This window comes from Plantactinospora sp. ZYX-F-223 (assembly GCF_039649625.1).
Lineage (GTDB): Bacteria > Actinomycetota > Actinomycetes > Mycobacteriales > Micromonosporaceae > Plantactinospora.
The window spans coordinates 38950-65519 of record NZ_JBDJAV010000044.1 but is presented as its reverse complement, the minus strand read 5'-3'; the positions used below and the strand labels follow the sequence as shown (position 1 = coordinate 65519).

The 26570-nt window shown below is 72.0% G+C and carries 23 protein-coding genes; 14 read left to right on the top strand and 9 right to left on the bottom strand.

The features are described from left to right. The first annotated feature begins 155 nt into the window (after positions 1-155). Both AAH979_RS33680 and AAH979_RS33675 read left to right on the top strand, forming a co-directional pair. Positions 156-2174, top strand: a complete 2019-nt coding sequence (locus AAH979_RS33680; protein ID WP_346262165.1) for a cell wall-binding repeat-containing protein — start codon at positions 156-158, stop codon at positions 2172-2174. A gap of 154 nt (positions 2175-2328) precedes the next feature. After that, entirely contained in the window at positions 2329-2628 is a 300-nt protein-coding gene (locus tag AAH979_RS33675) for a hypothetical protein (protein WP_346262164.1), read from the top strand. On the opposite strand, the gene murD is transcribed toward AAH979_RS33675, so the two are convergent. Continuing rightward, positions 2625-4010 (bottom strand): UDP-N-acetylmuramoyl-L-alanine--D-glutamate ligase, encoded by a 1386-nt coding sequence (murD, locus tag AAH979_RS33670; protein WP_346262163.1) that lies wholly within the window; start codon positions 4008-4010, stop codon positions 2625-2627. The genes AAH979_RS33675 and murD overlap by 4 nt on opposite strands. A 187-nt stretch (positions 4011-4197) precedes the next feature. Here murD and AAH979_RS33665 point away from each other — a divergent pair, with 187 nt between their 5' ends. From AAH979_RS33665 to AAH979_RS33655, 3 genes are all read left to right on the top strand, one after another. Continuing rightward, a complete protein-coding gene (locus AAH979_RS33665; RefSeq protein ID WP_346262162.1) occupies positions 4198-4935 on the top strand; it encodes a TetR/AcrR family transcriptional regulator in 738 nt (245 codons plus the stop codon). A gap of 34 nt (positions 4936-4969) precedes the next feature. Next, positions 4970-6703, top strand: coding sequence for an ABC transporter ATP-binding protein (locus AAH979_RS33660; RefSeq protein ID WP_346262161.1), 1734 nt, complete (start codon positions 4970-4972; stop codon positions 6701-6703). A 236-nt stretch (positions 6704-6939) separates the two neighbouring features. Beyond that, positions 6940-8886, top strand: a complete 1947-nt coding sequence (locus tag AAH979_RS33655; protein WP_346262171.1) for an ABC transporter ATP-binding protein — start codon at positions 6940-6942, stop codon at positions 8884-8886. 142 nt (positions 8887-9028) lie between these two features. Here the strand turns inward: AAH979_RS33655 and AAH979_RS33650 are convergent, their stop codons facing one another. Both AAH979_RS33650 and AAH979_RS33645 read right to left on the bottom strand, forming a co-directional pair. Continuing rightward, positions 9029-9295, bottom strand: coding sequence for a hypothetical protein (locus tag AAH979_RS33650; protein ID WP_346262160.1), 267 nt, complete (start codon positions 9293-9295; stop codon positions 9029-9031). Next, positions 9285-9689, bottom strand: a complete 405-nt coding sequence (locus AAH979_RS33645) for a helix-turn-helix domain-containing protein (RefSeq protein WP_346262159.1) — start codon at positions 9687-9689, stop codon at positions 9285-9287. The genes AAH979_RS33650 and AAH979_RS33645 overlap by 11 nt, the downstream gene beginning before the upstream one ends. Before the next feature lie 215 nt (positions 9690-9904). On the opposite strand from AAH979_RS33645, the gene AAH979_RS33640 reads away from it, so the two are divergent. Together AAH979_RS33640 and AAH979_RS33635 are read left to right on the top strand one after the other, a co-directional pair. Next, on the top strand, positions 9905-10690 hold the full coding sequence (locus AAH979_RS33640) for an ABC transporter ATP-binding protein (protein ID WP_346262158.1): 786 nt from the start codon (positions 9905-9907) through the stop codon (positions 10688-10690). 2 nt (positions 10691-10692) lie between these two features. Beyond that, positions 10693-13200: an FtsX-like permease family protein gene (locus AAH979_RS33635; RefSeq protein WP_346262157.1), complete on the top strand. Its 2508-nt coding sequence runs from the start codon at positions 10693-10695 to the stop codon at positions 13198-13200. 115 nt (positions 13201-13315) lie between these two features. Here AAH979_RS33635 and AAH979_RS33630 read toward each other — a convergent pair whose 3' ends face one another. After that, a complete protein-coding gene (locus tag AAH979_RS33630; protein ID WP_346262156.1) occupies positions 13316-14986 on the bottom strand; it encodes a DUF885 domain-containing protein in 1671 nt (556 codons plus the stop codon). A gap of 185 nt (positions 14987-15171) precedes the next feature. On the opposite strand from AAH979_RS33630, the gene AAH979_RS33625 reads away from it, so the two are divergent. Further along, a complete protein-coding gene (locus tag AAH979_RS33625) occupies positions 15172-16146 on the top strand; it encodes a DMT family transporter (protein WP_346262155.1) in 975 nt (324 codons plus the stop codon). On the opposite strand, the gene AAH979_RS33620 is transcribed toward AAH979_RS33625, so the two are convergent. Next, entirely contained in the window at positions 16132-17205 is a 1074-nt protein-coding gene (locus tag AAH979_RS33620; RefSeq protein ID WP_346262154.1) for a PHP domain-containing protein, read from the bottom strand. The genes AAH979_RS33625 and AAH979_RS33620 overlap by 15 nt on opposite strands. A 205-nt stretch (positions 17206-17410) precedes the next feature. On the opposite strand from AAH979_RS33620, the gene AAH979_RS33615 reads away from it, so the two are divergent. After that, positions 17411-19258, top strand: a complete 1848-nt coding sequence (locus AAH979_RS33615; protein ID WP_346262153.1) for a M48 family metallopeptidase — start codon at positions 17411-17413, stop codon at positions 19256-19258. Between the two features lie 104 nt (positions 19259-19362). Further along, positions 19363-20358 (top strand): S-methyl-5-thioribose-1-phosphate isomerase, encoded by a 996-nt coding sequence (mtnA, locus tag AAH979_RS33610; RefSeq protein ID WP_346262152.1) that lies wholly within the window; start codon positions 19363-19365, stop codon positions 20356-20358. On the opposite strand, the gene AAH979_RS33605 is transcribed toward mtnA, so the two are convergent. Both AAH979_RS33605 and AAH979_RS33600 read right to left on the bottom strand, forming a co-directional pair. Next, positions 20330-21334 carry a prephenate dehydrogenase/arogenate dehydrogenase family protein gene (locus AAH979_RS33605; RefSeq protein ID WP_346262151.1) on the bottom strand — a complete coding sequence of 335 codons (1005 nt, stop codon included), beginning with the start codon at positions 21332-21334 and terminating at the stop codon, positions 20330-20332. The genes mtnA and AAH979_RS33605 overlap by 29 nt on opposite strands. A gap of 28 nt (positions 21335-21362) precedes the next feature. After that, positions 21363-22151, bottom strand: coding sequence for a M23 family metallopeptidase (locus AAH979_RS33600; RefSeq protein ID WP_346262150.1), 789 nt, complete (start codon positions 22149-22151; stop codon positions 21363-21365). Between the two features lie 172 nt (positions 22152-22323). Here AAH979_RS33600 and AAH979_RS33595 point away from each other — a divergent pair, with 172 nt between their 5' ends. The 4 genes from AAH979_RS33595 to AAH979_RS33580 all read left to right on the top strand — a co-directional run bounded on the left by AAH979_RS33595 (position 22324) and on the right by AAH979_RS33580 (position 24437). Then, positions 22324-22770: a hypothetical protein gene (locus tag AAH979_RS33595; RefSeq protein ID WP_346262149.1), complete on the top strand. Its 447-nt coding sequence runs from the start codon at positions 22324-22326 to the stop codon at positions 22768-22770. Positions 22771-22953: 183 nt separating this feature from the next. Then, the gene (locus tag AAH979_RS33590; protein WP_203857601.1) at positions 22954-23121 is read left to right on the top strand and encodes a hypothetical protein; all 168 of its coding nucleotides are present in this window, start codon (positions 22954-22956) and stop codon (positions 23119-23121) included. Positions 23122-23337: 216 nt separating this feature from the next. After that, complete coding sequence (locus AAH979_RS33585; protein WP_346262148.1) at positions 23338-23874, top strand: tRNA adenosine deaminase-associated protein; 537 nt, start codon at positions 23338-23340, stop codon at positions 23872-23874. Positions 23875-23957: 83 nt separating this feature from the next. Next, on the top strand, positions 23958-24437 hold the full coding sequence (locus AAH979_RS33580; RefSeq protein ID WP_346262170.1) for a nucleoside deaminase: 480 nt from the start codon (positions 23958-23960) through the stop codon (positions 24435-24437). A gap of 95 nt (positions 24438-24532) precedes the next feature. Here the strand turns inward: AAH979_RS33580 and AAH979_RS33575 are convergent, their stop codons facing one another. Beyond that, positions 24533-25816 (bottom strand): HAMP domain-containing sensor histidine kinase, encoded by a 1284-nt coding sequence (locus tag AAH979_RS33575; protein WP_346262147.1) that lies wholly within the window; start codon positions 25814-25816, stop codon positions 24533-24535. Next, positions 25813-26469, bottom strand: a complete 657-nt coding sequence (locus tag AAH979_RS33570; protein ID WP_203857609.1) for a response regulator transcription factor — start codon at positions 26467-26469, stop codon at positions 25813-25815. The genes AAH979_RS33575 and AAH979_RS33570 overlap by 4 nt, the downstream gene beginning before the upstream one ends. Positions 26470-26570 lie beyond the last annotated feature (101 nt).

The window sequence follows — 26570 nt, the reverse complement described above, 5'->3', positions numbered from 1 at the left end:
TACGCGAAGCCGTAACGGGGCAGCGCCCTGAATAAAGGAACCCTTAAAGTTGCTCGGGCGTCGCCCCACGGGGGGTCAACCATCCCTATCTGGGCAGTGCGACGCTGATTCTTTCGCGAGGAGTCCCCTTGCCTCCACGTTCACTTTCCCGACCGTTGGCGTTTGCCTCGACTCTCGCCATCGGAGCCACCACCGTCCTCGTCGCCTCGGCGCCGGCGCAGGCCAGCCTTCCCGGCACCGGCAGCACGCTGACCGCGAGCGACGGCAGCGACACGATCAAGTTCCGTGGCGGTTCCACTCTCACCCTCAGGGGTCAGTGGTGGGGCGACATTCCGCCGCCGAGCGGCGTCAACGGTGCCGCCTGGGCACCCGACGGCAGCCGGGCGATCTTCTCCACCAGCAACGGCCACATCTCCACCCTCCGCTACAACGACGGCGCCAACCACTGGTGGATGACCTATCCAGACCCGGAGGGTCCGCAGATCGAGCGCCGTGACCCGAACTACTTCGGCAACGGCCAGGGTGTGCTCTGGGCGGCCAAGGAGTCCGGGCAGCCATGGCGGCTGGACCTCCAGGAGGCCTCGGGCGGCTTCCCTGCGCGCACCATCTCGCCGATCGACGACCGGCACTACCTGAAGCCGGACACCGGTCCGGGCGACCTGCTCGTCTACGAGACCCGCGCCGACAGCGGCGGCAACCCGACCGGGCAGCCCGACGTCGGCGTCTACGACGGCGGGGTGTTCCAGACGGTCGTCACCAACGGCGGTAACCCCGCCATCGCGCCGAACGGCAAGAAGCTGGCGTTCATCCGGTCCGACGGGACCTACAACCAGGTCTGGATGGCCAACATCGACGGCACCGGCCAGGTCCAGATCACCTCGAACGCGTTCAACCACGACAACCCGGTCTGGTCGCCGGAGGGCACCGAGTTGGCGTTCAGCCAGAACGGCGGGGTGGCGACCGTGCCGGCCACCGGTAGCCCGGCGACGCCGACCGTGGTCAGCGGGCTTTCCGGTGTCCCGTCCTACCAGCCGAAGCGCCGGGACAAGGTGGCCCGGCTCGCGGGCGCGAACCGCTTCACGACCGCGACCACCGTCTCCCAGTCGTACTGGGCGGACGCGGGCGACGGCGGGGACGCCCGCCCGCAGGCTCAGGCCGTCGTGCTGTCCCGGTCGGACCTGTTCGCCGACGCGCTCGGCGGTGCGGCGCTGGCCGCCGCGAGGCAGGGACCGCTGCTGCTGACCGCGCCGACCGCGCTCAACCCCGACACCCAGGCCGAGATCCAGCGGATCCTCGCCCCCGGCAAGACGGTCTACCTGCTGGGCAGCGCCGGGGCGATCTCCGACGGGGTGCGGGACGAGATCGAGGCGTTGGGTTACCAGGTGAAGCGGCTCGCCGGCGCGGACCGGTTCACCACGTCGATCGCGATCGCGGACGAGATCGACCCCACCCCGGACCTGGTACTCGCCGCGACCGGGATGAACTTCCCGGATGCGCTCGCCGCCGGTGCGGCGGCCGGCTCGTACAACGTGCCGGGCACCGACATGTCCGCCGTGGTGATCCTGACCAGGGACTACACCCTGACCGCTCCGACCCGGGACTACCTCGACGAGGTCTCCGCCACCTCCCTCATCTTCGGCATCGGCCGTCAGGGCTTTGATGCGACCGAGCCGTACTTCCCAGTGAAAGTCGTGGGTGAGAACAGGTTCGACACCGCCCTCCAGGTTGGTTACACGTTCTTCGGTGGGACCTACCACGCGGGCGTCGCGACCGGCATGAACTGGCCGGACGCGCTGGCCGGCGGTGCCCTGATGGGCACCCTCAACGGCCCGCTGCTGCTCACCAACGGCAACTCGTCGACGGTCACCTGGGAGACCGAGTACTTCCTCGACGAGCACAGTGGGACGCTGCACACCGGGATGGTCTTCGGCAGTGCCGGCGTGGTACCGAACTCGCAGCTCGACCCGATCGGGCGCTGGCTCAGCGGCCCCGGCGGCTTCGACAAGGTGTCGAACCCGATCATCACGCTTGGCAAGACCGACATCTCCGGCGCTGAGGCCCGGGCCGCCGGGCAGTCGGCGGTCGGAAGCACGGTCAAGCCGCGTACCGCCGAGGAGTTCAAGGCGGCGGCCGACGCCGCTCGCGAGCGGTCGGAGTTGCCGGAAGGCCGGTAACCAGCACGGTCCGGACGGATAGTCGAGAAGACTCGCGGCACGGAGGGTCTGGCCATCAGGCCAGGCCCTCCGGTCGTTGTCCGGCGAGACCTCCTCGAACGGTGTCGTCACGAAACGCCCACCCCGATCCGCGTTCCCGCACCAAGGAGCCGCATTGAAGTCACCCAGAATCCGCCGTCCGCTGGCCATCGCCTCGGCGCTCGCGGCCGGCGCAGCCGTGCTGGCCGGCGCCGACCCGGTGCACGCCAGCCACCCCGCCGAGGACGCGGTCCTCACCGCGAGCAACGGCGGCGACGTACTGCAGTCGGCCGACAGCCGCTCGCTGGAGTCCTCGCAGACGACCATCACCGACGCGGCCTGGTCGCCGGACGGCAGCCGGGCGGTCTTCGTCACGACCTGGAACGACAGGCCGGTCCGGGCCAGGGGCCGGCCCCGTCGCCACCCGGGTCGCTAGTCCTGGGTCGCGCTGATCGCTTCCCGGAAGACCCGGGAGCGGTGCGCGTAGTTGTCGAACCGTCCATAGCTCGGCGCCGCCGGGGACATCAGCACCACCCCGCCGGCGGGAGTGCGTTCCCGCCCGAGACGTACCGCCTCGGGCAGGTCGTGGGCGAGGACGGTGGTGATACCGGCGAGGTCCTTGACCACGTCGAGGATCCGGGGCCCGCTGTCCGGGATGCCGATCAGCGTGGCCACGATCTCCTGTTCGGCGAGGAAGTCGCGCAGCGGGCCGTAGTCCACGCCCCGGTCCTCGCCGCCGACGATCACGGTCAACGGACGGCCCGCGTACGCCTCGATGGCGTGGATCGCCGACTGCGGGATCGTCGAGAGCGAGTCGTCCACGAAGGTGATCCCGGACGGGTCCTCGATCGGGGTGAGCCGGTGCTCCAGGGTCGGCAGCGTGGCCAGCGCGGTGGCGAGCCGGTCCCGTTCGGCGACACAGTCGACGCCGACCGCCCGCAGTGCGGTCAGCGCGACGCAGAGGTTTCCCTCGTTGTGCCGCCCGACGAGTGGCAGCGCGGTACGCGGAAAGAGCTGCTGGTCGCCGAGGCGTACCCAGCGGGTGCCGTCGGGCTCGGTGGCCACGTGGAAGGTGGGCTCATCGGCGTCGGCGGGGGTGCCGACCGTGCCGGCGGGGAGCAGCGGCAGCCCGGGCCGGGCCGCGAGTTCGGCGCGGAGCCGGTCGTCGTGCGCGTTGAACGCCACGCACCGGGGTCCGTGGTCGACGAGGTTCAGCTTGTGCCGGTAGTACTCCGCCTCCCCGCCGGCCCAGTCCAGGTGCTCCGGGGCGAGCGAGGTGAGTACCGCCACGTCGGGCGAGTCGGTCAGGTCGGCGCACTGGTACATCGAGAGTTCCAGGACGTACCGCTGCGCGGGCGGCAGGTCGAGCACCGGTACGCCGATGTTGCCGCCCATCACGTTGGGGCGGTCGACGGCGGTGAGCAGGTGGCTGATCAGGTTGGTGGTGGTGCTCTTGCCCTTGCTGCCGGTGACCCCGATCGTGCTGGCCGCGTGCTCGGCCATCCACAGCGCCGTGCCGCTGGTGATCGGGACGCCGTGCTCGCGCAGGCGTACCACCCAGGGGTGGGTCTCGCCGATCACCGGGGACCGGACGACCACGTCCGAGCGGAGCAGGACGTCCAGCGCGGCGGGGCCGGTGTGCAGTGGAGCCAGTTCGGCGAGCGGGCCGGTCCAGGGCTTGGCGGCGTACGTCTCCCGGTCCATCACCGCGACCAGTTCGGCCGGCCCGACCGGGGCGACCGCGTTGATCGCCGCGACGCCCTCCCGGCCGGTGCCCCAGACCGCGACCCGACGGCCGCGCAAATCCGCCAGTTGCACCTGACAACTCCCCTCCGGTACGCGCCCAAACTCTAGTCCCGGCTCCCGGCGTCCCGAGTGGGGACGCCGACCGCGGACCGCCGGCCCGGTCTCCGCCGGTCGCCGGAACGTGTGAGCTTGCGCACCGCCCCGGCGGAGAAGCGTAAATCGCTTGTGAGTGAGTCGCTCACTCATTAGTGTTGCCGCCGTGAACTCGCAGACTCCCTCGGGCCGGGCCCGGCCGCTCCCGCCGGAGGAGCGGCGGGCCGCGCTGATCACGGCGACCCTGGCCCTGATCACCGAGCATGGCGTCAAGGTCACCACCCGGCAGATCGCCGAGGCGGCCGGGGTGGCCGAGGGCACCATCTTCCGGGTCTTTCCGCACAAGGACGGGCTGGTCCGGGTGGCCGTCGAGACCGCACTCGACCCGGCCCCGCTGCTGGACGAGCTGGCCGCGCTCGACCTGGCGACACCGTTGCCGGAGCGGCTCACCGAGCTGGCCGCGATCCTCCAGCGCCGGCTCACCAGCATCTTCAACCTGCTGCACTCCGTCGGCATGCACGGCCCGCCGGAGGGCTCGACGGGCCAGCCGACCGGGACGGGCAAGCTCCACCCGCCGAACGAGGAGATCCACCAGGCCGTCGTCCGGGTGCTGGAGCCGGACGCCGACCGCTTCCGCTATCCGCTACCCGAGGTGGCCCGGCTGCTGCGACTGCTGACCTTCGCCGGCTCGCACCCCCGGATCACCGACAACGAACCGCTCAGTCCCGAGATGATCGCCGCCGTGCTGCTCGACGGCGTACGGCAGCCCGAGCCCGCGGAGCCCGACCGACCGGCCCGTCCCGACCAGGCGCCCGAGCCTGGTGGAGCGGCCGAGCCCGGTCGACCGGCCGAGGGGTCCGGCTCGGGGCACCATGCTGACCACAACCGACCGGACCGGCCATGACCGGTCACCGCGTCCTCGATTCGGGGGGTCGTCGATGCTGACCCGACTACTGCATACCTATCTTCGGCCGTACGGCCGACCGCTCGCCGCCGTGGTGCTGCTGCAACTCGTCGGCACCATGGCCTCGCTCTACCTGCCCAGTCTCAACGCCGACATCATCGACAAGGGCATCGCCCGGGGTGACACCGGCTACATCGTCAGCACCGGGGGGTGGATGCTGCTGGTCACCCTGGCGCAGATCGCCTGCTCGATCGCCGCGGTCTACTTCGGAGCCCGGACGGCGATGAGCTTCGGTCGGGACGTACGCGGGGCGATCTTCCATCGGGTGATGGGCTTTTCCGGCCGGGAGGTCGGCCAGTTCGGGGCGCCCTCGCTGATCACCCGCACCACCAACGACGTGCAGCAGGTGCAGATGCTGGTCGTGGTGACCTGCACGATGCTGGTCGCGGCGCCGATCACCCTGTTCGGTGGTGTGATCATGGCGCTGCGCGAGGACGTCGGTCTCTCCTGGCTGATGCTGGTCTGCGTACCGGTGCTGGTGCTGGCGATCGGTCTGGTGATCCGCCGGATGGTGCCGCAGTTCCGGCTGATGCAGACCCGGATCGACACCGTCAACCGGGTACTCCGGGAGCAGATCACCGGCATCCGGGTGGTCCGGGCGTTCGTCCGGGAGCCGTACGAGACCCGCCGGTTCGAGGCGGCGAACGAGGATCTGACCAACACCGCGCTGCGGGTCGGCCGGCTGACCGCGCTGATCTTCCCGATCGTGATGCTGGTGCTCAACCTGTCGAGCGTGGCGGTGCTGTGGTTCGGCGCGCACCGGATCGAGTCGGGGCAGATCCAGATCGGGGCACTGACCGCCTTCCTGAGTTATCTGATGTTCATCCTGATGTCCGTCATGATGGCGACCTTCATGTTGATCATGGTGCCCCGGGCGGCGGTCTGCGCCGAGCGGATCATGGAGGTGCTGCGGACCGGGTCGTCCGTCGTCCTGCCGACGGAGCCGGTCCGCGAGGTCCACGGCCGGGGCGAGCTGGAGCTGCGCAACGTCCGGTTCCAGTACCCGGGCGCGGCGGCACCGGTACTCCGGGACATCTCGTTCCGGGCCCGGGCCGGCCAGACGACGGCGATCATCGGTAGCACGGGTGCGGGCAAGACGACACTGCTCGGGCTGGTACCCCGGCTCTTCGACGTCACCGGCGGGGCGGTCCTGGTCGACGGGGTCGACGTCCGGGAACTGGATCCCGATCTGCTCTGGGACCGGATCGGCCTGGTGCCGCAGCGGCCGTACCTCTTCTCCGGCACCGTCGCCAGCAACCTCCGGTACGGGAAACCGGACGCGACCGACGAGGAACTCTGGGCCAGCCTGGAGATCGCCCAGGCCCGCGATTTCGTCGAGGCGCTGCCGGAGGGGCTGAACGCTCCGGTGGCCCAGGGCGGGACGAACCTCTCCGGTGGGCAGCGGCAGCGGCTGGCGATCGCCCGAGCCCTGGTCCGCCGCCCGGAGATCTACCTCTTCGACGACTCGTTCTCCGCACTCGACCTCGGCACCGACGCCCGGCTGCGGGCCGCGCTGCGGCCGGTCACCGCGGACGCCGCGGTGGTGATCGTGGCGCAGCGGGTCTCCACGATCCTGGACGCCGACCAGATCATCGTGCTGGAGGACGGGGCGGTGGTCGGCGCCGGCCGGCACACCGAACTCCTGGAGAGCTGTCCGACCTACGCCGAGATCGTCGAGTCCCAGCTCACCGTCGAGGTGACGGCATGACCGAGCGGAGCGAGCAGCCCGGACGTGCCGAGCAGAACGGGAACGGCGAGCAGAGCGCGAACGCCGAGCAGAACGGGAACGCCGAGCAGCACGGGCGGGGTGCCGGCGCCGACGGCCGGCCGGCGGACCACAACACCCAGGGTGGGGCGATGAACCAGAAGACGGCCCGGGCCACACCGGCCCGGCTGCCGGGCGGCGGCGCCGCCCGGGGCGGTCCGGGATGGGCCACCGCCGGCATGCCGGCCGAGAAGTCGATGAACTTCGGCCCGTCGGCCCGGCGGCTGCTGGGTCTGCTCCGGCCGCACCGGCTGTCGCTGATCGCGGTGATCCTGCTGGCGATCGTCAGTGTCGGGCTGTCGGTGGCCGGGCCGAAGATTCTCGGGTACGCCACCGACGTGATCTTCTCCGGACTGATCGGCAACCAGCTACCGGCCGGGACCACCGCGGAGCAGGCTGCCGAGGGTGCCCGGGCGGCCGGCAACGACGGCTTCGCCGAGCTGCTGCTGAAGATGGACGTCATCCCCGGCGTCGGCATCGACTTCGAGCGGCTCGCCCGGATCCTGCTGCTGGCGGTACTGCTCTTCCTCGCCGCCAGCCTGCTCGGCTGGCTCCAGGGCTACATCCTCAACGGCGCGGTGCAGAGCACCATCCGGCAGTTGCGGTCGGACGTGGAGGCGAAGCTCAACCGGCTGCCGCTGCCCTACTTCGACGGCCAGCCCCGGGGTGAGCTGCTCAGCCGGGTCACCAACGACATCGACAACATCTCGCAGACCCTGCAACAGACCCTCAGCCAGTTGCTCACCTCGCTGCTCACCGTGATCGGCGTACTGGGGGTGATGTTCTGGATCTCGCCGCTGCTGGCCGTGGTCGCGCTGATCGCGGTACCGGCGTCGGTACTGGTCACCAAGCAGATCGCCAAGCGGTCGCAGAAGCAGTTCATCGCGCAGTGGACGCACACCGGCGCGCTGAACGGCCAGATCGAGGAGGCGTTCACCGGGCACGAGCTGGTGAAGGTCTTCGGCCGGCAGCGCGAGGTCGAGGCGGCCTTCGGCGCGAAGAACGAGGAACTGTTCAAGGCCAGCTTCGCCGCCCAGTTCGTCTCCGGCATCATCATGCCGTCGATGATGTTCATCGGAAACCTGAGCTACGTGCTGATCGCGGTGATCGGCGGGCTGCGGGTCGCGTCCGGGGCGATGACCCTCGGCGACGTACAGGCGTTCATCCAGTACTCCCGGCAGTTCACCCAGCCACTGACCCAGGTCGCCGCGATGGCGAACCTGCTCCAGTCCGGGGTCGCCTCGGCGGAGCGGGTCTTCGACGTCCTGGACGCCGACGAGCAGAGCCCCGACCCGGCCGAGCCGGCCCGGCTCACGCAGCGGCACGGCCGGGTCGAGTTCGCGCACGTCTCCTTCCGGTACGAGCCGGACAAGCCGCTGATCGACGACCTGTCGCTGGTCGCCGAGCCGGGTCACACGGTGGCGATCGTCGGGCCGACCGGGGCCGGCAAGACCACCCTGGTCAACCTGGTGATGCGCTTCTACGAGCTGGACGCCGGACGGATCACCCTGGACGGGGTCGACCTCACCGAACTGCGCCGGGACACCCTGCGCGGCGAGATCGGCATGGTGCTCCAGGACACCTGGCTGTTCGGCGGGACGATCCGGGACAACATCGCGTACGGCAACCCGGAGGCGACCGAGGAGGAGATCCTCGCGGCGGCTCGGGCGACCTTCGTCGACCGGTTCGTCCGCAGCCTGCCGGACGGCTACGACACGGTCATCGACGAGGAGGGCAACAACGTCAGCGCGGGCGAGAAGCAGCTCATCACCATCGCCCGGGCGTTCCTGGCCGACCCGTCGCTGCTGATCCTGGACGAGGCGACGAGTTCGGTGGACACCCGTACCGAGGTGCTGCTCCAGCGGGCGATGGCGGCGCTGCGGGCGGACCGGACCAGCTTCGTGATCGCGCACCGCCTGTCGACCATCCGGGACGCCGACCTGATCCTGGTGATGGAGAGCGGCCGGATCGTCGAGCAGGGCAGCCACGCCGAACTGCTGGCCGCGCAGGGCGCGTACCACCGGCTTTACCACGCGCAGTTCTCCCAGCCGGTCGCCGACGTGGAGCCGGCCGTGGCGGCCGGGCCGGGCGGCGTAGCCGCCGGAGCCCCCCGACAGCGAGGCTGACGGCCGACCGGCTGTCTCGGCCTCACCAGCCGATCAGGCCCACCCCGCTCCCCCGGGTGCGGGGTGGGCCGCTGCCCGGGGAGCCCCGGTTATCGGGTGGCGTGGTCGGGCGTGTGGAGGGTGGTCCACGGGGACGACGCGTCTAGTCAACCTCACGAAGCAGTCGCTCCACGGCGGTGAGCCGGTCGTGTAGGTCGGCAAGCTGTGTGGAGGTGTCGTCGAGGTGCTGCGCGATGGTCTGCTGCGTGGCGGCGACGGTCTGGGCGAGCTTCCGGTACTCCTGTTCGTGGCTCTGGACCGTCTTGGCGCGCCAGGTGGCGAAGACCTGCCAGATGACGACAACCACCACGGCAGTCACCAGCGTGAAGATGGCGAGCACCAGGGTCATGGACCACGCGTCAGAGTCCATCAGGTCCCTCCTTCGTCCGACGCCTCCGCGCCGGCTTCTCCTGCTCGGGTTCGGTTGCGTCTCGGGCCGGCAGCGTGAGCGTGCCGACGGCCGCTGCCAGGATGCGCGCATCGAGACGGATCACGAAGGGGCTCAGTTCGTAGTACTTCATGGCCCTCCCGTCGGCATCGAGCTCGACGGTGGCCGACACCAGCCCGACTGCTTGCATGCGCCGCAGGTGTGCCTGTAGGAGCGGGCGGCTGATGCCGAGCTCCCGGGCCAGTTCGCTCACGTAGAACCGGCCACCGACCAGGGCAGCGATGATCCTCATCCGGTGGGGATTCGCCAGTGTTGCGAGCAGTTTCAGCAGCTCGTCGCCGGTGAGCTCGCCGTCACCTGGAACTCTGCTTGGCATATGCCAACGCATCATGGCGTATCTCGGGTGGGTCGTCAAACGGCCGGGTGAGTTGACGCCCGCGAAGGAGGTGTGCAAATCTCAATTTGCAGTGCCAACGAAGGCTTGCGCACGCAAAGCAACGCGTTTGAGGGGACCGATGGCGATGGCCACGCGTCGGACCCGGGCGCGGGACACCACGGTCACCCAGTGGTGAGGACGAGAGGCAGACGATGATGGATCAGGTCGTCCCTGTGCAGAGCCGGCCGGCTCCCGGAGCGGCGGGCCTACCGGGCGCCGCCCGGGCGGTCGGGCTGAGCAAGGTCTACGGCAGCGGTTCGGGGCAGGTCGTGGCGCTCGACAACGTCGACGTACGAATCCCGGCCGGCCGGTTCACCGCCATCATGGGGCCGTCGGGATCGGGCAAGTCGACCCTGCTGCATTGCCTCGCGGGGCTCGATCGGCCGTCACAGGGCTCCGTGTACCTCGGCGACACCGCGTTGGAGAGCCTCTCCGACTCGGCGCTGACCGAGTTGCGTCGCCGCGAGATCGGGTTCGTGTTCCAGTCCTTCAACCTGGTGCCGACGCTCACCGCCGTCGAGAACATCACCCTGCCGCTGGCCATTGCCGGGCGACGTCCCGATCGGGGTCTGCTCAGGTCGCTGGTGAACGCACTCGGGCTGTCCCAGCGGCTACGGCACCGCCCGGCGGAGTTGTCCGGCGGACAGCAGCAGCGGGTGGCGCTCGCCCGGGCACTGGTGACCCGGCCCCGGGTGGTGTTCGCCGACGAGCCGACCGGCAACCTCGACTCCCGTACCGGTGCCGACCTGCTGGGTCTGATACGCCATTTCGTCGACGAGGATCGCCAGACGGTGGTGATGGTGACCCACGACCCCGCCGCTGCGGCCCGCGCCGACGAGGTCCTGTTCCTCGCCGACGGTCGGCTGCGTGACCACCTGCCCACATCCACCGTCGAGCAGGTGCTGCACCGACTCGCCGCGCTCGACCAGGGACGGTCCTGACCATGTGGCTGATCGGAGTACGCAATCTGCTGGCCCAGCGTGGGCGGCTGGTGCTGACGTTCATCACGGTCGTGCTCGGTGTCGCGTTCGCGTCCGGCACCCTCTTCTTCGCCGACAGCATCGGGGCCGGCGCCCGTGCCATCCGCACCGATGTGGCGGTGCTGGTGGCGCCCTCCCCCGGAGGCGAGGAAGTCGAGTACGACGCCCGCCCGACCCTGCTGCCGGCGGCGCAGCTTCCCCGCTTGGCGGCCATTCCCGGAGTTGCCGCGACCGACGGCATCGTCGACGGGTACGCGGCCGTGGTCGGCCAGGACGGCAAGGTCGTCCGGCCGGCCGGGTTCGCCAACGATCTCATCGGTACGAACTGGAGCGAGACCCCCCGACTGCGGCTGGTGGAGGGACGCGCGCCGGCCGGGCCGGGCGAGATCGCGGTCGAGCAGGTCGCCGCCCGCAACGGTGAGCTGACTCCCGGAACCCGGACCACCGCACTGCACGGGTCCGGTGCCGAAGAGGTCACCGTGGTGGGGATCTATCTCTACCAGCCCGCCCTCCGGGACGGTCCCGGCCGCGCACCCGCCCTCGCGTTCGACACCACCACCGCGCAACGGGTCCTCCAGCAACCGAACACGTTCACCTCGGTGGAACTCACCGCGGCACCCGGTGTCTCCACCCGCCAGCTCCGGGACGCCGTCGCCGCCACACTGCCCGCCGGGCTCGTGGCGCACGACGGTGCTCTCCTCGCCGAGCAGTCGCGCCAGCAGGAGGAGAGTGACGCGGGCACCACCGCCCAGATCCTGCTCTCCTTCACCCTGGTCGCCCTGCTGATCGGGGCGACCCTGATCGCCAACACGTTCGCCATGCTGGTCGGGCGGCGTGCCCGCGAGTTCGGCATGCTCCGGGCGATCGGTGCCACCCGCCGCCAGATCACGATGTTGGTGCTGGTCGAGGCGGCCGGGATCGGCGTGCTCGCCACCGCGGTGGGCATGCTGGTGGGCGTTGGCCTCGCCCTACCCATGATCGACTTTGCCGCGGGGCGGGATCCCGTCCTCGGGAACACCCTCCACGTCACGCCCCGGGCCGTACTGTCGAGCCTCGCCGTCGGCGTCCTGGTCACGGTCCTCGCGGCGTGGCTGCCCGCCCGCCGGGCCGCCGCCGTGCCACCCGTCACGGCTCTGCACGGCGACATCGTCCTCGTCCCCAAGGCCATGCGGGTACGCACCATCCTCGGGCTGGGCCTCGCCAGCATCGGCACGCTCTTCTGCCTGCTCGGCCTGCTCGGAAACAGGCCGCCGTTCACCGTGGCCGGAGTCGTCGGCGCCTTCACCATGCTCATCGCCGTCGTGCTGCTCGCCGCGGGGCTGGCCCGGGTGATACTGCGTCTGGTCGCGGCACCGATCAGGCACCGGCTGCTGCCGCGGCTCGCCGTCGAGAACGTGATGCGCAACCCCCGCCGGACCGCGGCGACCGTCTCTGCGCTGATGGTCGGCGTGGCGCTGGCCACCGGCATCGCCGTGTTCGCCGCCAGCGCCACGGAGGCGGACCGGACCGTCGTCGAACGGACCGTCCGGGCACCCTTCCTGGCGGCCAACATCGGCGGCGGGCAGATCAGCGAGGCCACGCTGGCCCGGGTCCGAGCCGTGGCCGGCGTCACCTCGGCCGCCCCGATACGCCGCGAGACAGCCGGCACCGGTGAGGAGGGCTTCCCCCTGACCGCGGTCAACCCGGCCGCCCTCGGCTCGCTGCTCGACCTGGAGCTGGCCACCGGTACGCCCGACGGCCTGGCCACCGGCGCTCTCGCCCACGAGTCCCTGGCCGCGGAGCGCGATTGGTCGGTGGGTGACTCGGTCGACCTGACCCTCAACGGTCAACGGGTGAAGGTCGCCATCACCGGCCTCTACGCCGATGCCGCCCTACTCGGCGACGGGCTACTCGTCTCCGACGACTTCGCCGAACGGCACTTCCGACCCGGCAACGGCGACACCGTGGTCATCGGCGCGGACGACAACGGGTCGGAGTTGCGCTCCGGGCTGGAAGCCGCGCTCGCCGACCGCCCGGACGTACGCCTCTACACGCCGGCGCAGTACGCCGCCGAAGAAGCCGGCGCCTTCGCCATCCTCATCCGGATCGCCACCACCCTGCTGGCCCTGGCACTGGTCATCGCCGTTCTCGGGATCATCAACACCCTGGCGCTGTCCGTCCTGGAACGCACCGGCGAGGTCGGCCTGCTACGCGCCATCGGCATGCACCGGCGCCAGGTACGCGCGATGATCACCGTCGAGTCGATGCTGATCGCCACCGTCGGTGGCGTACTCGGCATCACCGTCGGAATACTGCTCGGCGCGATGGTCCAGCACGCCGTTCTCGCCCGCCCGGTCACCGACGCCGCCATCCCACTCAGCCTGGCAGTGGGCGCCTTCGCGGCCATGGGAGTCGCCGGTGTCGTCGCCGCGCAGTGGCCGGCCCGCCGAGCCGCCCGCACCGACGTACTCGAAGCCATGCGCGCAGAGTAACGAGCGTGCTCTCGTCCCCGATCCTCAGCGGGCCAGTGCGGGCCGGCGCCTGGCCCGCTGAATCGGCGTACCGGAGATGTGTAGTGCGCGAATCGTCTCAGGCCATCTCGACGAGTCAGAGTCTGGCGAGGGCGGCCTGGAGCGGGTCGAGCCCGAGCGAGCCGAGGTCGAGCGCGGCCCGGTGGAACTCCTTGAGGTCGAAGTCGGCGCCCTTGCGGGCCTGGGCGTCCGCCCGCGCCTGCAACCAGATCCGCTCACCGACCTTGTACGACGGGGCCTGCCCCGGCCACCCCAGGTAGCGGTTCAGCTCGAAGCGCAGGTTCTCGTCCGGTACCCGGCAGTGTGCCCGCATGAACTCCCAGCCCAGCTCCGGGGTCCAGCGCTCGCCGGGACGGAAACCGAACGGGTTGTCCCGAGGAATCTCCAGCTCCAGGTGCATCCCGATGTCGACGATCACCCGGGCGGCCCGGAACGCCTGCCCGTCGAGCATGCCCAGCTTGTCGCCCGGGTCGGCGAGGTAGCCGAGCTCGTCCATCAGGCGTTCCGCGTACAGCGCCCAGCCCTCGCCGTGCCCGGAGGTCCAGCAGAGCAGCCGCTGCCACCGGTTGAGCAGGTCGGCGCGGACCTGCGTCTGCGCCACCTGGAGGTGGTGCCCGGGCACGCCCTCGTGGAAGACCGTGGTCACCTCGCGCCAGGTGGAGAACTCGGTGATGCCCTGCGGCACCGCCCACCACATCCGGCCCGGCCGCGAGAAGTCCTCGCTCGGGCCGGTGTAGTAGATCCCGCCGTCGCTGGTCGGCGCGAGGCAGCACTCGATCCGGCGGACCTGCTCGGGAATGTCGAAGTGGGTGCCGTGCAGTTCGGCGATCGCCTTGTCGGCCAGCGCCTGCATCCAGTCCCGGAACGCCTCCTTGCCCTGGATCCGCCGGGCCGGGTCGGCGTCCAGCGCGGTCACCGCCGCGTCGATGCTGGCGCCCGGGCCGGCGATCTGCGCGGCCACCGCGCGCATCTCGGCCTCCAACCGGGCCAGCTCCTCGAACCCCCAGGCGTACGTCTCCGCCAGGTCGACGCGGGCGCCGAGGAAGTACTGCGAGGCGAGTTCGTACCGGTCCCGGCCGGCGGCCTGCTTGGCCCGGCCCAGCGGGGCGAGTTCGTCCCGCAGGAAGTGCCCGAACTCGGCCGTGGCGGCGGTGGCCGCGGCCGCGCCCCGGCGCAGCTCGGCGGCGAGCGCCGGGGCGGCGGGGAGCCGCTCGACCAGGGAATGGAAGAAGTTGTCGCCGTCCGGGTCGGTCCAGATGTCACACTGCTTGGCGACCTCGACGATCTGCGCCCGGGAGCTGACGTGCCCAGCCCCGGCGGCGGTACGCAGGGTCGTCTTGTACGCGTCGAGCGCCCCGGCGAACTGGCCCAGCCGGGCGGCGATGTTGCCGACCGCCTCGGCGCCCTCGGTCGGCATCAGGTCGAAGACCTGCCGGAGTTCGTGCAGTCCGCTGGCGATGACGTTCAGTTCGCTGGCCGTCTCGCCCGCGTCGTACCGGGCGAGTTCCAGGCCGAGCCGCTCCTGCATCGCCTCCTTGGCGGTCCGCTCCGCCTCGGAGTCCGGCTCGGTGGCGTCGAGGGCGGTGAGCGTACGCCGGGTCAGCTCGGCCTGCGCCGCGAAGCCCTCCGGCGAGAGGTCACCGAGCTGGTCGTCGTACCCCCCGATGCCGACGAAGGTCGCGCCGATCGGATTGAGCCGGGCCCACTCGTCGACATAGCGATCAGCCAACTCGTTGATTCGTCCCACGCCACGACCCTACGTGATGGACCCGGCTCCACTCATCCGCGATACCCCGGCACCGGTCACCGGTCGCCGCACCTCCTCCACCCCTCGCCGACGGTGCCGATCCGGGCGGCTGAGGGGTGTGTGCTACACCACCACGTGGTGAAACTCGCGAGATTTTGTCGGCCCCCTGCTGCAAAGTGTCAGGGGTGACTGCCGCTGCCACTCCTGACAAGTCCGCCCTCAAGTCGTGGTTGCCGGGCTTCTTCGCCCTCGGCGCGATCTGGGGGTCGAGCTTCCTCTTCATCAAGGTCGGCATTCGGGAGATGCACCCGGTCTACGTCACTCTCGGCCGGGTCGGCGCGGGCGCGATCACCCTGCTGGTCGTGCTGGCGGTGCTCCGCGACCGGCTTCCCCGGGATCCGGTGCTGTGGCTGCACACCGCGCTCTACTCGGCGATCGGGGTCGCCCTGCCGTTCACCCTCTTCGGCTACGGCGAGCAGCGGGTCTCCTCGATGCTCGCCGGCATCTGGAACGCGACCACCCCACTGGTGGTGCTGCCGCTGGCGGTGCTGGTGTTCCGGACCGAGCGGATGACCGTACGCCGGGGGGTGGGGCTCGGGCTGGGCTTCGTCGGGGTGCTGGTGGTGCTGGGCGTCTGGCAGGGCCTCGGCGGTGCCCAGTTCACCGGCCAACTGCTCTGTTTCGCGGCGGCGGCCTGTTACGGCGTGGCCATCCCGTACCAGAAGCGGTTCGTCGCGGATCGGACCGAGTCCGGCCTGTCGCTCTCGGCCGCGCAGTTGCTGATGGCGACGGCGCAACTCGCGATCGCCGCGCCGCTGATCGCCGGTGCCCCGCCGGCACCGACCAGCCTCTCCGGCGAGGTGATCGCCAGCGTGCTGGCACTGGGCGCGCTCGGCACCGGCCTGGCCTTCGTGATCAACCTGCGCAACATCCGGGTGGCCGGCGCGAGCACGGCATCGACGGTTACCTACGTGATCCCGGTCTTCGCGGTGCTGATCGGGGTGCTCGCGCTCGGTGAGCACCTGGCCTGGTACCAGCCGGTCGGTGCGGCGATCGTGCTGGCCGGGGTGGCGGTCTCGCAGGGGCTGTTCGGCCGGCGGCGCCGCCCCGCCGTACCGGCCGGCATGCCGCCGGAGCTGACCCCGTCAGCCCGGGTGTGAGCCGGTCCAGTCGAGCAGCGCGTCGGCGGACCAGGTGTTGACGACCCGCTCCGCCGGTACGCCGCACCGGGCGGCCCGCTCACAGCCGAACCGCTGCCAGTCGAGCTGACCCGGTGCGTGCGCGTCGGTGTCGATGGCGAACCGGCAGCCCGCCTCCACGGCCAGCCGGATCAGCCGCTTCGGCGGGTCCTGCCGCTCCGGGCGAGAGTTGATCTCGACGGCCTTGTCGTACTCGGCGCAGGCGGCGAAGACGGCGTCGGCGTCGAAGTCGCTCGGCGGCCGGGTACGGGCCCGGTGCCCCCGATCGCCGGGACCGGTCACCCCGGGGGGCCGGGCGGCGACCATCCGCCCCGTGCAGTGCCCGAGGATGTCCAGGTGCGGGTTGGCGATCGCCGCCAGCATCCGCCTGGTCATCCGGGCCTTCGGGTCCCGCAGGTTGCTGTGCACCGAGCCGACCACCACGTCCAGCCGGGCCAGCAACTCCTCGTCCTGGTCCAGCGAGCCGTCGTCGAGGATGTCGACCTCGATGCCGGTGAGGATCCGGAAGCCCTCCGGCAGCGCGTCGTTGACCGCGGCGACGTAGTCGAGCTGTCTGCGCAGCCGGGCGGCGGTCAGCCCTCGGGCCACGGTCAGCCGGGGCGAGTGGTCGGTCAGTACCAGGTATTCGTGCCCCAGCTCGACGGCGGCGAGCGCCATCTCCTCGATCGGCGAACCCCCGTCCGACCAGTCGGAGTGGGTGTGGCAGTCGCCGCGCAGCGCCGCCAGCAGCGCGCTTGCCTCCTCGTCCAGGTCGAGCCCCTCGGTGGCCAGCAACCGGCGCAGATAGACCGGTTCCTCGCCGCGCAGCGACTCGGTGACGGTCCGCGCGGTCACGTCGCCGACACCGGAGAGTTCGGTCAGGGTGCCGGCCTCGGCCCGGGTCGCCAGCTCCTCGGCGGGCAGCTCGGCCAGGGTCTTGGCCGCCGACCGGAACGCCTTGACCCGGAAGCTGGCCTCGTTCGCCCGTTCCAGCAGGAAGGCGATCCGACGCAGGTCGGCGAGGGGGTCGCGCCCGGTCATGCCGTCTCCTCGGTCCGCTCGGTCATGGGTGACCAGGTTAGTCAGCGGCCGGCGCCGGCGCGGGAACTCGCCGGCCGGTCCTGACCGGCCGGTACCGCACGGCGGAGGCGCAACGGGGTTGCCGGTGTCGGTGCCTCGTCGTACTGTCCGTCCGCCGCTCCGCACCAGAGGGTGGGCGGAGGCACCTGACGGGGGAGGACAAATCGTGGTCGCCACTTTCCGCGCGCTGGCGTCGGTGGTGATGCTCGCCGGGTTCTACGTCGTCGCGCTCGTCCAGTTGGGCGGCGCGGTGGCCCTGGCCATCTGGCTCAGCACGGTACTCAACGGCGCGATCGCACTGAAGATCGTGTTTCCGCTCTTTGTGGCCACGGTCGGCGCGGTCTCGGTCGCGCTCTGGAAGGCCATCCGAGCCCGGCCGGAGCCGCCGGAAGGGCAACCGGTCGGCCCCGACCAGGCCCCGGAGCTGTGGCGTACGGTGCACGAGCTGGCGGGCGTGGTCGGCACCCGGGTGCCGGACGAGATCCGGCTGCTGCCCGAGGTCAACGCCGCGGTGACCGAGGACGCCAAACTGCTCGGCCTGGTCAGCGGCCGGCGCATCCTCTACATCGGACTGCCGCTGCTCCAGGCGATGAGCGTCGACCAGATCCGCTCGATACTCGCCCACGAGCTGGGGCACTACTCGGGCCGGCACACCCGGCTCGGCGCGGTGGCGTACCGGGGTCGGTTGGCCCTCGGCGGCACCATCAGCCGGATCGGCCCCCGCAACCCGGTCGGCTGGGTGTTCAGGGGCTATGCCCGGCTCTACCTGCTGGTCGACAACGCCGCCTCGCGACGGCAGGAGCTGGAGGCGGACCAGGCATCCGTGCAGGTCGCCGGCCGGGCCGCCGCCGCGTCCGCGCTGCGTGAACTGCCGGTACTCGACGCCGCCTGGGGCTTTTACTTCCAGCGGTACGTCCACCCCGGCTGGGAGGCCGGGTTCGTCCCGGACGACCTCTTCGGCGGCTTCTACGCCCTGATCGCCGCCCGCCAGGCCGAACTGGCGAAGCTGCGCGGCAACGAGCCGGACGCCGCCGGGTCGCGCTGGGACACCCACCCGCCGATCCCGGAGCGGATCTCGGCGATCGCCACCGCCCCCGACGTACCCCGGCCGGCCGACAACCGGCCCGGGTACGCGCTTCTCCCGGACATCGTCGCGCTCGGCCGTCGGCTACAGGACCGGACGGTCGAGGTCGGCGACCGCAAGGTGCTGCCCTGGCCGCAGTTCACCCACGCGATGGTCGCGGCGGGCGTGCAGCGGCAGACCGACGCCGTCTTCCGGGCGCTCGGCCGGTTCACCGGGGCGCCCGAGCCCGGGCTGCCGGTGCTGTTCCAGGTCGTGCAGGCGGGCAGGCTCGGTGAGTTCGCCGAGCAGTTCTTCCCGGACGCCACCCGCCGGGAGGCGGCCCGCAAGTTCGCCGAGCCGATGGAGACGCTGTTGCAGAGCGCCGCGGTGAGCGCGCAAGCGGCCTGGTGGCAGCACTCGTGGTCCGGGCCGGCCGAGCTGGTCGGGCGGGACGGCCGGCCGATCTCGTTCGCCGAGATCGCCGAGTTGGCCGTCTCGGCGCAAACCCTGCCCGAGGCGGTCGCCCGGCTGACCGCGCTCGGCATCGACCCGGCGCACGGCCGGGTGGTGCAGCGCCGGGCCACCGCGAACGGCGCCCGGCTGCTCGCCGCGCTCGCCAACGTCAAGGTCGACGGCGTCGACCACGACGTGCTGATGCTCAACCGCGGGCTGGTCTTCGTCGGCAACCCGGGCAAGGCCGACAAGGGTACGCAGCGGCTGCGTGAACTGGTCAGCTCCGCCCCGGTCGCCGAGCTGGCCGGTCGGCACCAGTTCCTGCCGTTCGAGGAGGTTGTCGGTGCCACGATCCGCAAGCAGGTGCCGCTGAGGGCCGAGCTCGTGCTGCACGACGGCCGCCGGCTGGCGTTGCAGGAGGCGTGGAGCAGCGAACTGCTGGAGAAGAACAGTCGGGACACCCTGCTGGAGGCGCTCAAGTCGTTCGACGAGCGCTGACCCCGCCCAGCAGGTCGTTCGACGAGCGCTGACCCCGCCCAGCCGGCAGGCCGGCCCGGTCACCGGCTCGCCGGCCGCCGGAATGCCGCCGTACCCTGGCGCTCATGCGCACGATCGACTGGGTTGACGGTGCCGTCGAACTGATCGACCAGACCGCCCTGCCGGGCCGGCTCACCGTACTCCGGGTGAGCACCGTCGATGACCTCGTCGCGGCGATCCAGCGGCTCGCGGTACGCGGCGCCCCGGCGCTCGGCGTGGCCGGTGCGCTCGGAGTCGCGCTCGCCGTAGCGCAGCCGGGCGACGTGGCGGCCGCCGTACGCCGGCTGGAGACCGCCCGGCCGACGGCAGTGAACCTGGCCCGGGGCGTACGCCGGGCCGCCGCCCGGCTGCCGGAGGGCGCCGACGCGGTCCTCGCCGAGGCGCTGGCGGTGCGGGACGAGGAGATCGCCGCGTCGGCCGCGATGGCCCGGCTCGGCGCCGACCTGCTGGCCGAACTCTGCGGGACCCGGCCCCGGCTGCTCACGCACTGCAACACCGGCGCGCTTGCGGCGGTGGTCGGCGGTACGGCCCTCGGGGCGGTGCTGGAACTGCACCGGCGGGACGCGCTCGGCGCGGTACTGGCCAGCGAGACCCGACCGCTGTTGCAGGGGGCCCGGCTGACCGCCTGGGAGCTGGGCCGGGCCGGGGTGCCGTACCGGGTCGCGGTGGACGGGGCGGGCCCGTTCCTGATGGCCCGGGGCGAGGTCGACGGGGTGGTACTGGGCGCCGACCGGATCTGCGCCAACGGCGACGTGATCAACAAGATCGGCACGTACGCGCACGCGCTCGGTGCCCACCGGGCCGGCATTCCGTTCGTGGTCGTCGCGCCGGAGTCGACGGTCGACCCCGACACGGCCGACGGCGCGCGGGTCGAGATCGAGGACCGGGGCGCCGACGAGGTGCTGTCGTACGGCCGGCCGTCGGCCGGCGACGGCCGACCGGCCGGAGTGGGCGGTGTCGACGCGGTCAACCCGGCCTTCGACGTGACCCCCTACGAGCTGGTCACGGCGATCGTCACCGAGCGGCGGGTGATCAGGCTGGATCGGGGAGAGCGGGTCTGACCGCGGTGACCGTACGCCGGTCCTCGGCGACCCGGGTCACCCAGCCACCCGCCCGGCCGAGCCGGAGCAGCGCGTCGGGCCGGGCCGGCAGCTCCACCGCGCCGCCTGGCCGGGGTGGCCAGGCCAGCCGGGCCGCCGAGCCGGGCGCCAGCCAGCGCCGCAGCGCACCGATCGGGTCTGCCGAGCCGACCGCCGTGCGGGCGCCGTCCAGCTCCCGCAGTACCGCGTCCAGCGCCGGGCCGACCGCTGCCGCGTTGCCCCCGCACATCGCCGCGACCAGGTCCGGCCGGGTCGCCGCGACCCGGGTGCCGTCCCGGAACGAGCCGGCGGCCAGGGTGCCGGCCAGCGGGTCGTCGGCGGCGACCGCCGCGATCGCGGTGGCCAGCAGGTGCGGTACGTGACTGATCGCGGCCACCGCCCGGTCGTGTTCGGCGGCGACCGCCGGCACCACCCGGGCGCCGATGCCGGTCAGCAACGCCGCCAGTTCCAGCCAGTCGGCCACCGAGGTCGCCCCCGGTTCGAGGCAGAGCACCCAGGCGCAGCCGGTGAAGAGGGCCGGATCGGCGGCACCGAATCCGGAGGTCTCCCGGCCGGCCATCGGGTGGCCGCCGACGAATCCGGCCCGCCGGTCGGCGCCGCCGCGCAGGTGCCGGTCGACCAGTACGCGTACCGGCTCCTTGACCGAGGTGACGTCGGTGACCAGTCCGGTGTAGCCAGCTCCGGAGAGCTCGTCGAGTACCCCGGCCACCGCCGGCAGCGGTACGGCGATCACCACCAGATCGGCGCGGGCCACCGCGTCGCGTACCGTCCGGGCGACCTGCCAACGCTCCGCCGGCGGCGCCTGTGCGGCGGCGGTCCGGGCGGTGGCCCTGGTCGCGGGGTCGGCGTCGTAGCCGAGCACCGCATGACCGGTCGAGGCCAGTGCCCGCAGCACCGAGCCGCCGATGAGACCGAGCCCGATCACCGCGACGTCCACGACCGGAACTCTCGCACACCGGCCGCGGCTACGGCGCCTTCGGGCAGCCGTTGTCGGCGCGCCAATCCCTGACCTTGGCGGCCGGTGAGGTGTTCCGCTTCTTGCGCCAGGCGTCCAGGAACGACGCCGGCCATACCACACCGCGCCGGATCCACCAGTCGGCGGTCTTCTCGCACGGCGGCGAGATGCCGAAGTGCAGGTGGCAGACGTTGTTGGCGTTGCCGGTCCGGCCGACCGTGCCGACCTGCTGGCCGGCGCGCACCCGGACGCCCGCCTCGATCCCGCCGGTGACGTTGGTCAGGTGCGAGCCGTAGTAGCGGACCCCGTCGTCACCGAGCAGCGAGACCGCCTTGCCGCCGTTGTTGGGCCCCTGCGGCCCGGTCTTGCTGTACCGGTCGACCCGGCTCACCTCGAGGATCCGGCCGTTCGTGACGGCGACCACCGGCGAGCCGCAGTTGGCGAAGATGTCGGTGGCCGGGTACGCCGAGTGGGTCGGGTGGTAGGCGACGTTGCCCGTCTGCACCGGGAAGGCGTATGTGTGGCTGCCGCTGGTCGTCGGCGGCGGGGTGCTGGGCTTCTTCGACGGCGACCTGCTCGGCTTCGCGCTGGCGGACGGCGTCGGCACGGCGCTCGGCGTACCGTCGGCGGCCGCGCTCGTGGCCGGGCCGTCCATCGGCTCGAAGGCCGGTGCGCCGGTCGGCTGCCGCGTGTCGGCGCAGCCGGCGGCGAGCGCCATCACCGTCACCAGCAGGACGGCGACCGGGTACCCCGGCAGCCGGCCGGGCCGGCCCCGTCCCGCTGATCCTCCCCATGGCATTCGGCCATAGTGGCAGACCGGCCCGGAGCTTGCCGGCCCGGCGGTCGGGCCCGTCGCGATCCGGTCGGTCGCCGGCCTCCGCCGGGTAGGCTGCGAACCGGGTGGACCGTCCGGAACGGGTGGCGTACCCGGGGGCGTGTGCACGCATGTGTGGGTGGAGAGGAGCGGGGTCATGGCGGAACAGCCGGCTCTGCAACCCCGGTCCGGCGTACCGCACCCCGCCCTGCCGCCGCCCGCCGTCGAGCCCCGGCCGGTCTGGCAGCCCCGACCCTTCGGGCACAGCCCGTCCGGCCTGTTTCCGGCCAGCCCGCCGCCCGTGCACACCCAGCCGACCTACCGGGAGCCCCATCCGGTACGCCCCGGAGCCGTCGCCGCGGGCGCCGCCTCGGCCGCCGCCTGGCTGGTCGCCTTCGGTCTGCTCGGTCACGGCCTGCGCGGATACGTGCTCTGGACGCTGCTGGCCGGCGGGATGGCCTGGCTCGTCGCGCTGCTGTTGACCGAGCGGGGCAACCGGGGAGCCGGCGCGGGCATCGCCCTGGCTACCGGGGTCGGCTGGGCTATCGCCGCAGCGGCCGTCGCGACCCGCTGGTACACCAGCGCCGACTGGCCGTTGTGGTAACCGCTCGCCACCTCGCTGTCCCGCTCCGGATGATCCGTACGGCCCGCGCCGCAGCTCGGGGCCGGTGCGGGGGCGGTACCGGAGTCTCCGAGAATCGTTCGGGACAGCCGCGCTGAGTGAGGTGATCGCTGCACACCGCGATCGGCCTTGACGAATCGGGCCCGACTCGGCACCCTCGGCGGTATGGCCTGGACAGAGCATCGGCTCGACCCTGACCGCAGCCGTCGTCGGTTGCAGCTCCTTGCCGAGCTCGCCGGGGCGAAGTCGGTGCGGGAGCGCGAACATCCCCGACGCGCCCGCGTCGATCGCCTGCGCGAACTGATCGCCACCCGTCGCCGCCTGGCGAACTGATCGCCACCCGTCGCCGCCTGGCGAACTGATCGCCACCCGTCGCCGCCTGGCGACCTGACCGGCAGCCTCGTCCACTTCGATTCCCCGTCCCTCCTTCGGGGCGTTGCGTGGGCTCTGCCGGATACGACCGGATACCGTCACGCGTGACAGAGAGCCGGCTGTGCACCGTGAAGTCGGCGTGATGCGGCTGGGGGCCGCTGGGTAATTGGGGGGACCATGTCGTACTTCGCTGCGGCGGTGGTGCGCCGCCCGTCCGGCTGGGCCGCGACAGAAGTTGATCTGAATGGTGCGGCCGACATCGACGAGGTCGCCGACCTGCTCCGCGACGTCGACCAGGACGCCGAGATCTCCCTGCTCTTCGTCGAGTCCGACGACGCCTACCTGGCGATCATGCGTCTCGACGAGGGCGAGGACCTGCGGGTCTTCGGTTCGGACTCGGCGTTCGCCGAGGAGTCGCGGCTCGGTGCCCTGCTGGTCGGCGACATCAAGGCCCCGGCGCTCGGCATCGACGACGTGGTCGAGCCGGTGGAGCGCGCGGCCGCGCCGGCCAATGACGACGGCGAGAACGAACCGGCCGTCGATCCGGACGCCGATCCGGTGGGCGACGCCGACCTCCTCGCCGACCTCGGCATCTCGGCCCATCGCCTGCTCGCACTCTGCGCGCACGAGGGGATGCTGCCGGCCGACGTGACGGCGGAGATCTGCCAGATCATCGGCTGTGGCAACGAGGTCGAGGAACTCCGCGAGGCGTGACCGGGCCGACGGGTCGACCTCCGGACGAATCAGACCTGCCCGACCTGCCGCTGACCGGGCGCCGGCACCGGCACGAGGCGTGGATGCGACGGGCGCTTGAAGTCTCCGGCGCCCCGCCCGGCCCCGGCCCGGCCCCTGCGCCGCCCGGCCGGGCGGCAGCGGCGGCCGTCGAGGCGCTGGCCGGGGACGTCCCGGTCGGAGCGGTGGTCTACGGTCCCGACGGTACGGAGTTGTCGAGCGCCCGCAACGAGCGTGAGCTGACCGGAGACCCCACCGCACACGCCGAGGTCTTGGCGCTGCGCCGGGCCGCCCGGGCCGTCGGCGCCTGGCGGCTGACCGGCTGCACCCTGGTGGTGACCCTGGAACCGTGCACGATGTGCGCCGGTGCGCTGGTGCTCGCCCGGATCTCCACGCTCGTTTTCGGCGCCTGGGAGCCGAAGACCGGTGCGGTGGGTTCGCTCTGGGACGTCGTACGCGACCGGCGGCTCAACCACCGCCCCGAGGTGTACGGCGGTGTCCTGGAGGCCGAGTGCGCCGCCGCGCTCCGGGCCTTCTTCCGCTGACCGGTTCTGCACAGCTCCGGTCGGGGTTGTGCACACCCTGTGGATAACTCGAAATGCTTGTGGAAAACTCTGGCGTCACCGCAACGGCCAGCGGGTCAGCCGGGCATGATCCGGGCGTGCCCGGTCGCCGGGGCGGGGCCACCGGCGGGCAGGCCGGGAGAGGGCGCGAGGGTCGCGGCCGCAAGGGCCGGCGGGGCGTACTCCGGGACAGCCTGGACCGGGGCCTCGGCCGGCAGCAGGACCGTGACGACCAACCCACCCCCGTGCCGGGGCTCGGCCCGGACCGAACCGCCGTGTGCGTTGGCGACCGCCCGGACGATCGACAGCCCGAGACCGAACCCGCGGCCACCGCCGACCCGCTCCTGGCGCAGCCGCCGGAACGGCTGGAACATCGTCTCGACCTCGTACCCCGGCACCACCGGCCCGGTGTTCGCCACCACCAGGGTCGCCCAGCCGTCGACCGTGGCGGTGTTGATCCAGACCTGGCCGCCGGTCGGGACGTTGTGCCGCAGCGCGTTCTCCAGCAGGTTCTGGGTCAGCCGCTCCAGCAGTACCGGATCCCCGGCGGTAGGTGCCGGAGCCAGGTGCCGGTGCAGCGGCAGCTCCGTACGCATCTGCTCGGCGACGTGCCCGACCACCTCGGCCAGGTCGATCCGGGTACGCTCCACCACCTGCTGCTCCGAGTCGGCCAGGGTGAGCAGCCCGTCGATCAGCCGTTCGTGCCGCTCGTTGACCGCCAGCAGCGTCTCGCCGAGCTGCTGCAACTCGGCCGGCGCCCCCGGCCGGGTGACCGCGAGCTCCAGCAGGGACCGGTTCAGCGCCAGCGGCGTACGCAGCTCGTGCGAGGCGTTTGCGACGAACCGCCGCTGCCCGTCGAAGGACTGGTCCAGCCGTTCCAGCATCAGGTCGAAGGTGTCGGCGAGTTCCTTGACCTCGTCCCGCGGGCCGTCCAGCGCGATCCGCTCGTGCAGCCCGCGACCGGCGGTGCCGGCTCCGGCGATCCGCCGGGCGGTGCCGGTGATCTGGTGCAGCGGTTGCAGCGCCCGGCCGGCGATCAGCCAGCCGAAGGCGAGGGCGGTCGCCGAGACCACGGCGAGCGCGATGCCGCCCTGGGTGAGCAGGGTCTCCAGCGCGTTCTCCCGGGCCTCGTCCTGCACCTGCCGGGCGAAGAGCCGGAGCTGTTCGGCGTTTTCCGGCGAGACTATCCGGCCCGGTGACGACCCGGGTGGCGGCTTGACGCCGCTGATCTGCACTCCCATGGTGCTGGGCATCCGCTGTTCGACCAGCACGTAGGTGACGGCGAGCAGCACCATCCCGGCGAGCAGGAAGAGGCCGCCGTAGACCAGGGTCAGGCGGGCCCGGATCGTCAGTCGTTTCATCGGATCTGATACCCCACTCCCGGTACGGTCTCGACGATCTGCGGATCGCCGAGCTTGCGGCGCAGCTTCATCACGGTCACCCGGACCACGTTGGTGAACGGGTCGATGTGCTCGTCCCAGGCCCGCTCCAGCAGCTCCTCGGCGGAGACCACCGCGCCGCCGGCCCGCATCAGCTCGGCGAGCACCGCGAACTCCTTGCGGGAGAGCGCGACGTACCGGCCGTCGCGGTAGACCTCGTGCCGGGCCGGGTCGACCACCAGGCCGGCCCGGGTCAGCTTCGGCGGCGCGGCCGGCCGGGCCCGCCGGATCAGCGCATGTACCCGGGCGGAGAGTTCGACCAGCGCGAACGGCTTGATCAGGTAGTCGTCGGCGCCCAGGGCCAGCCCGGCCACCCGGTCCCGGACCGCGGCCGCAGCGGTGAGCATCAGCACCCGGGTCTCGCCCCCGCCCTCCACGATCGCCCGGCACACGTCGTCGCCGTGCACCACCGGCAGGTCCCGGTCCAGCACCACCACGTCGTAGTCGTTGACGCCGAGCCGCTCCAGGGCCGCGTCGCCGTCGTACGCGACGTCGACCGCGAACGCCTCCCGGCGCAACCACTCGGCGACGGCGTCCGCCAACAGCTTCTCGTCCTCGACCACCAGTACCCGCACCGGTCCATGGTGACTCGGTCGCGGATAACCCCGCCGTAAACGTCGACGGTTACGCCCCGGATACGTGCCGCCGGCTTGACTTTGTCCGTATCGGCCGGCGA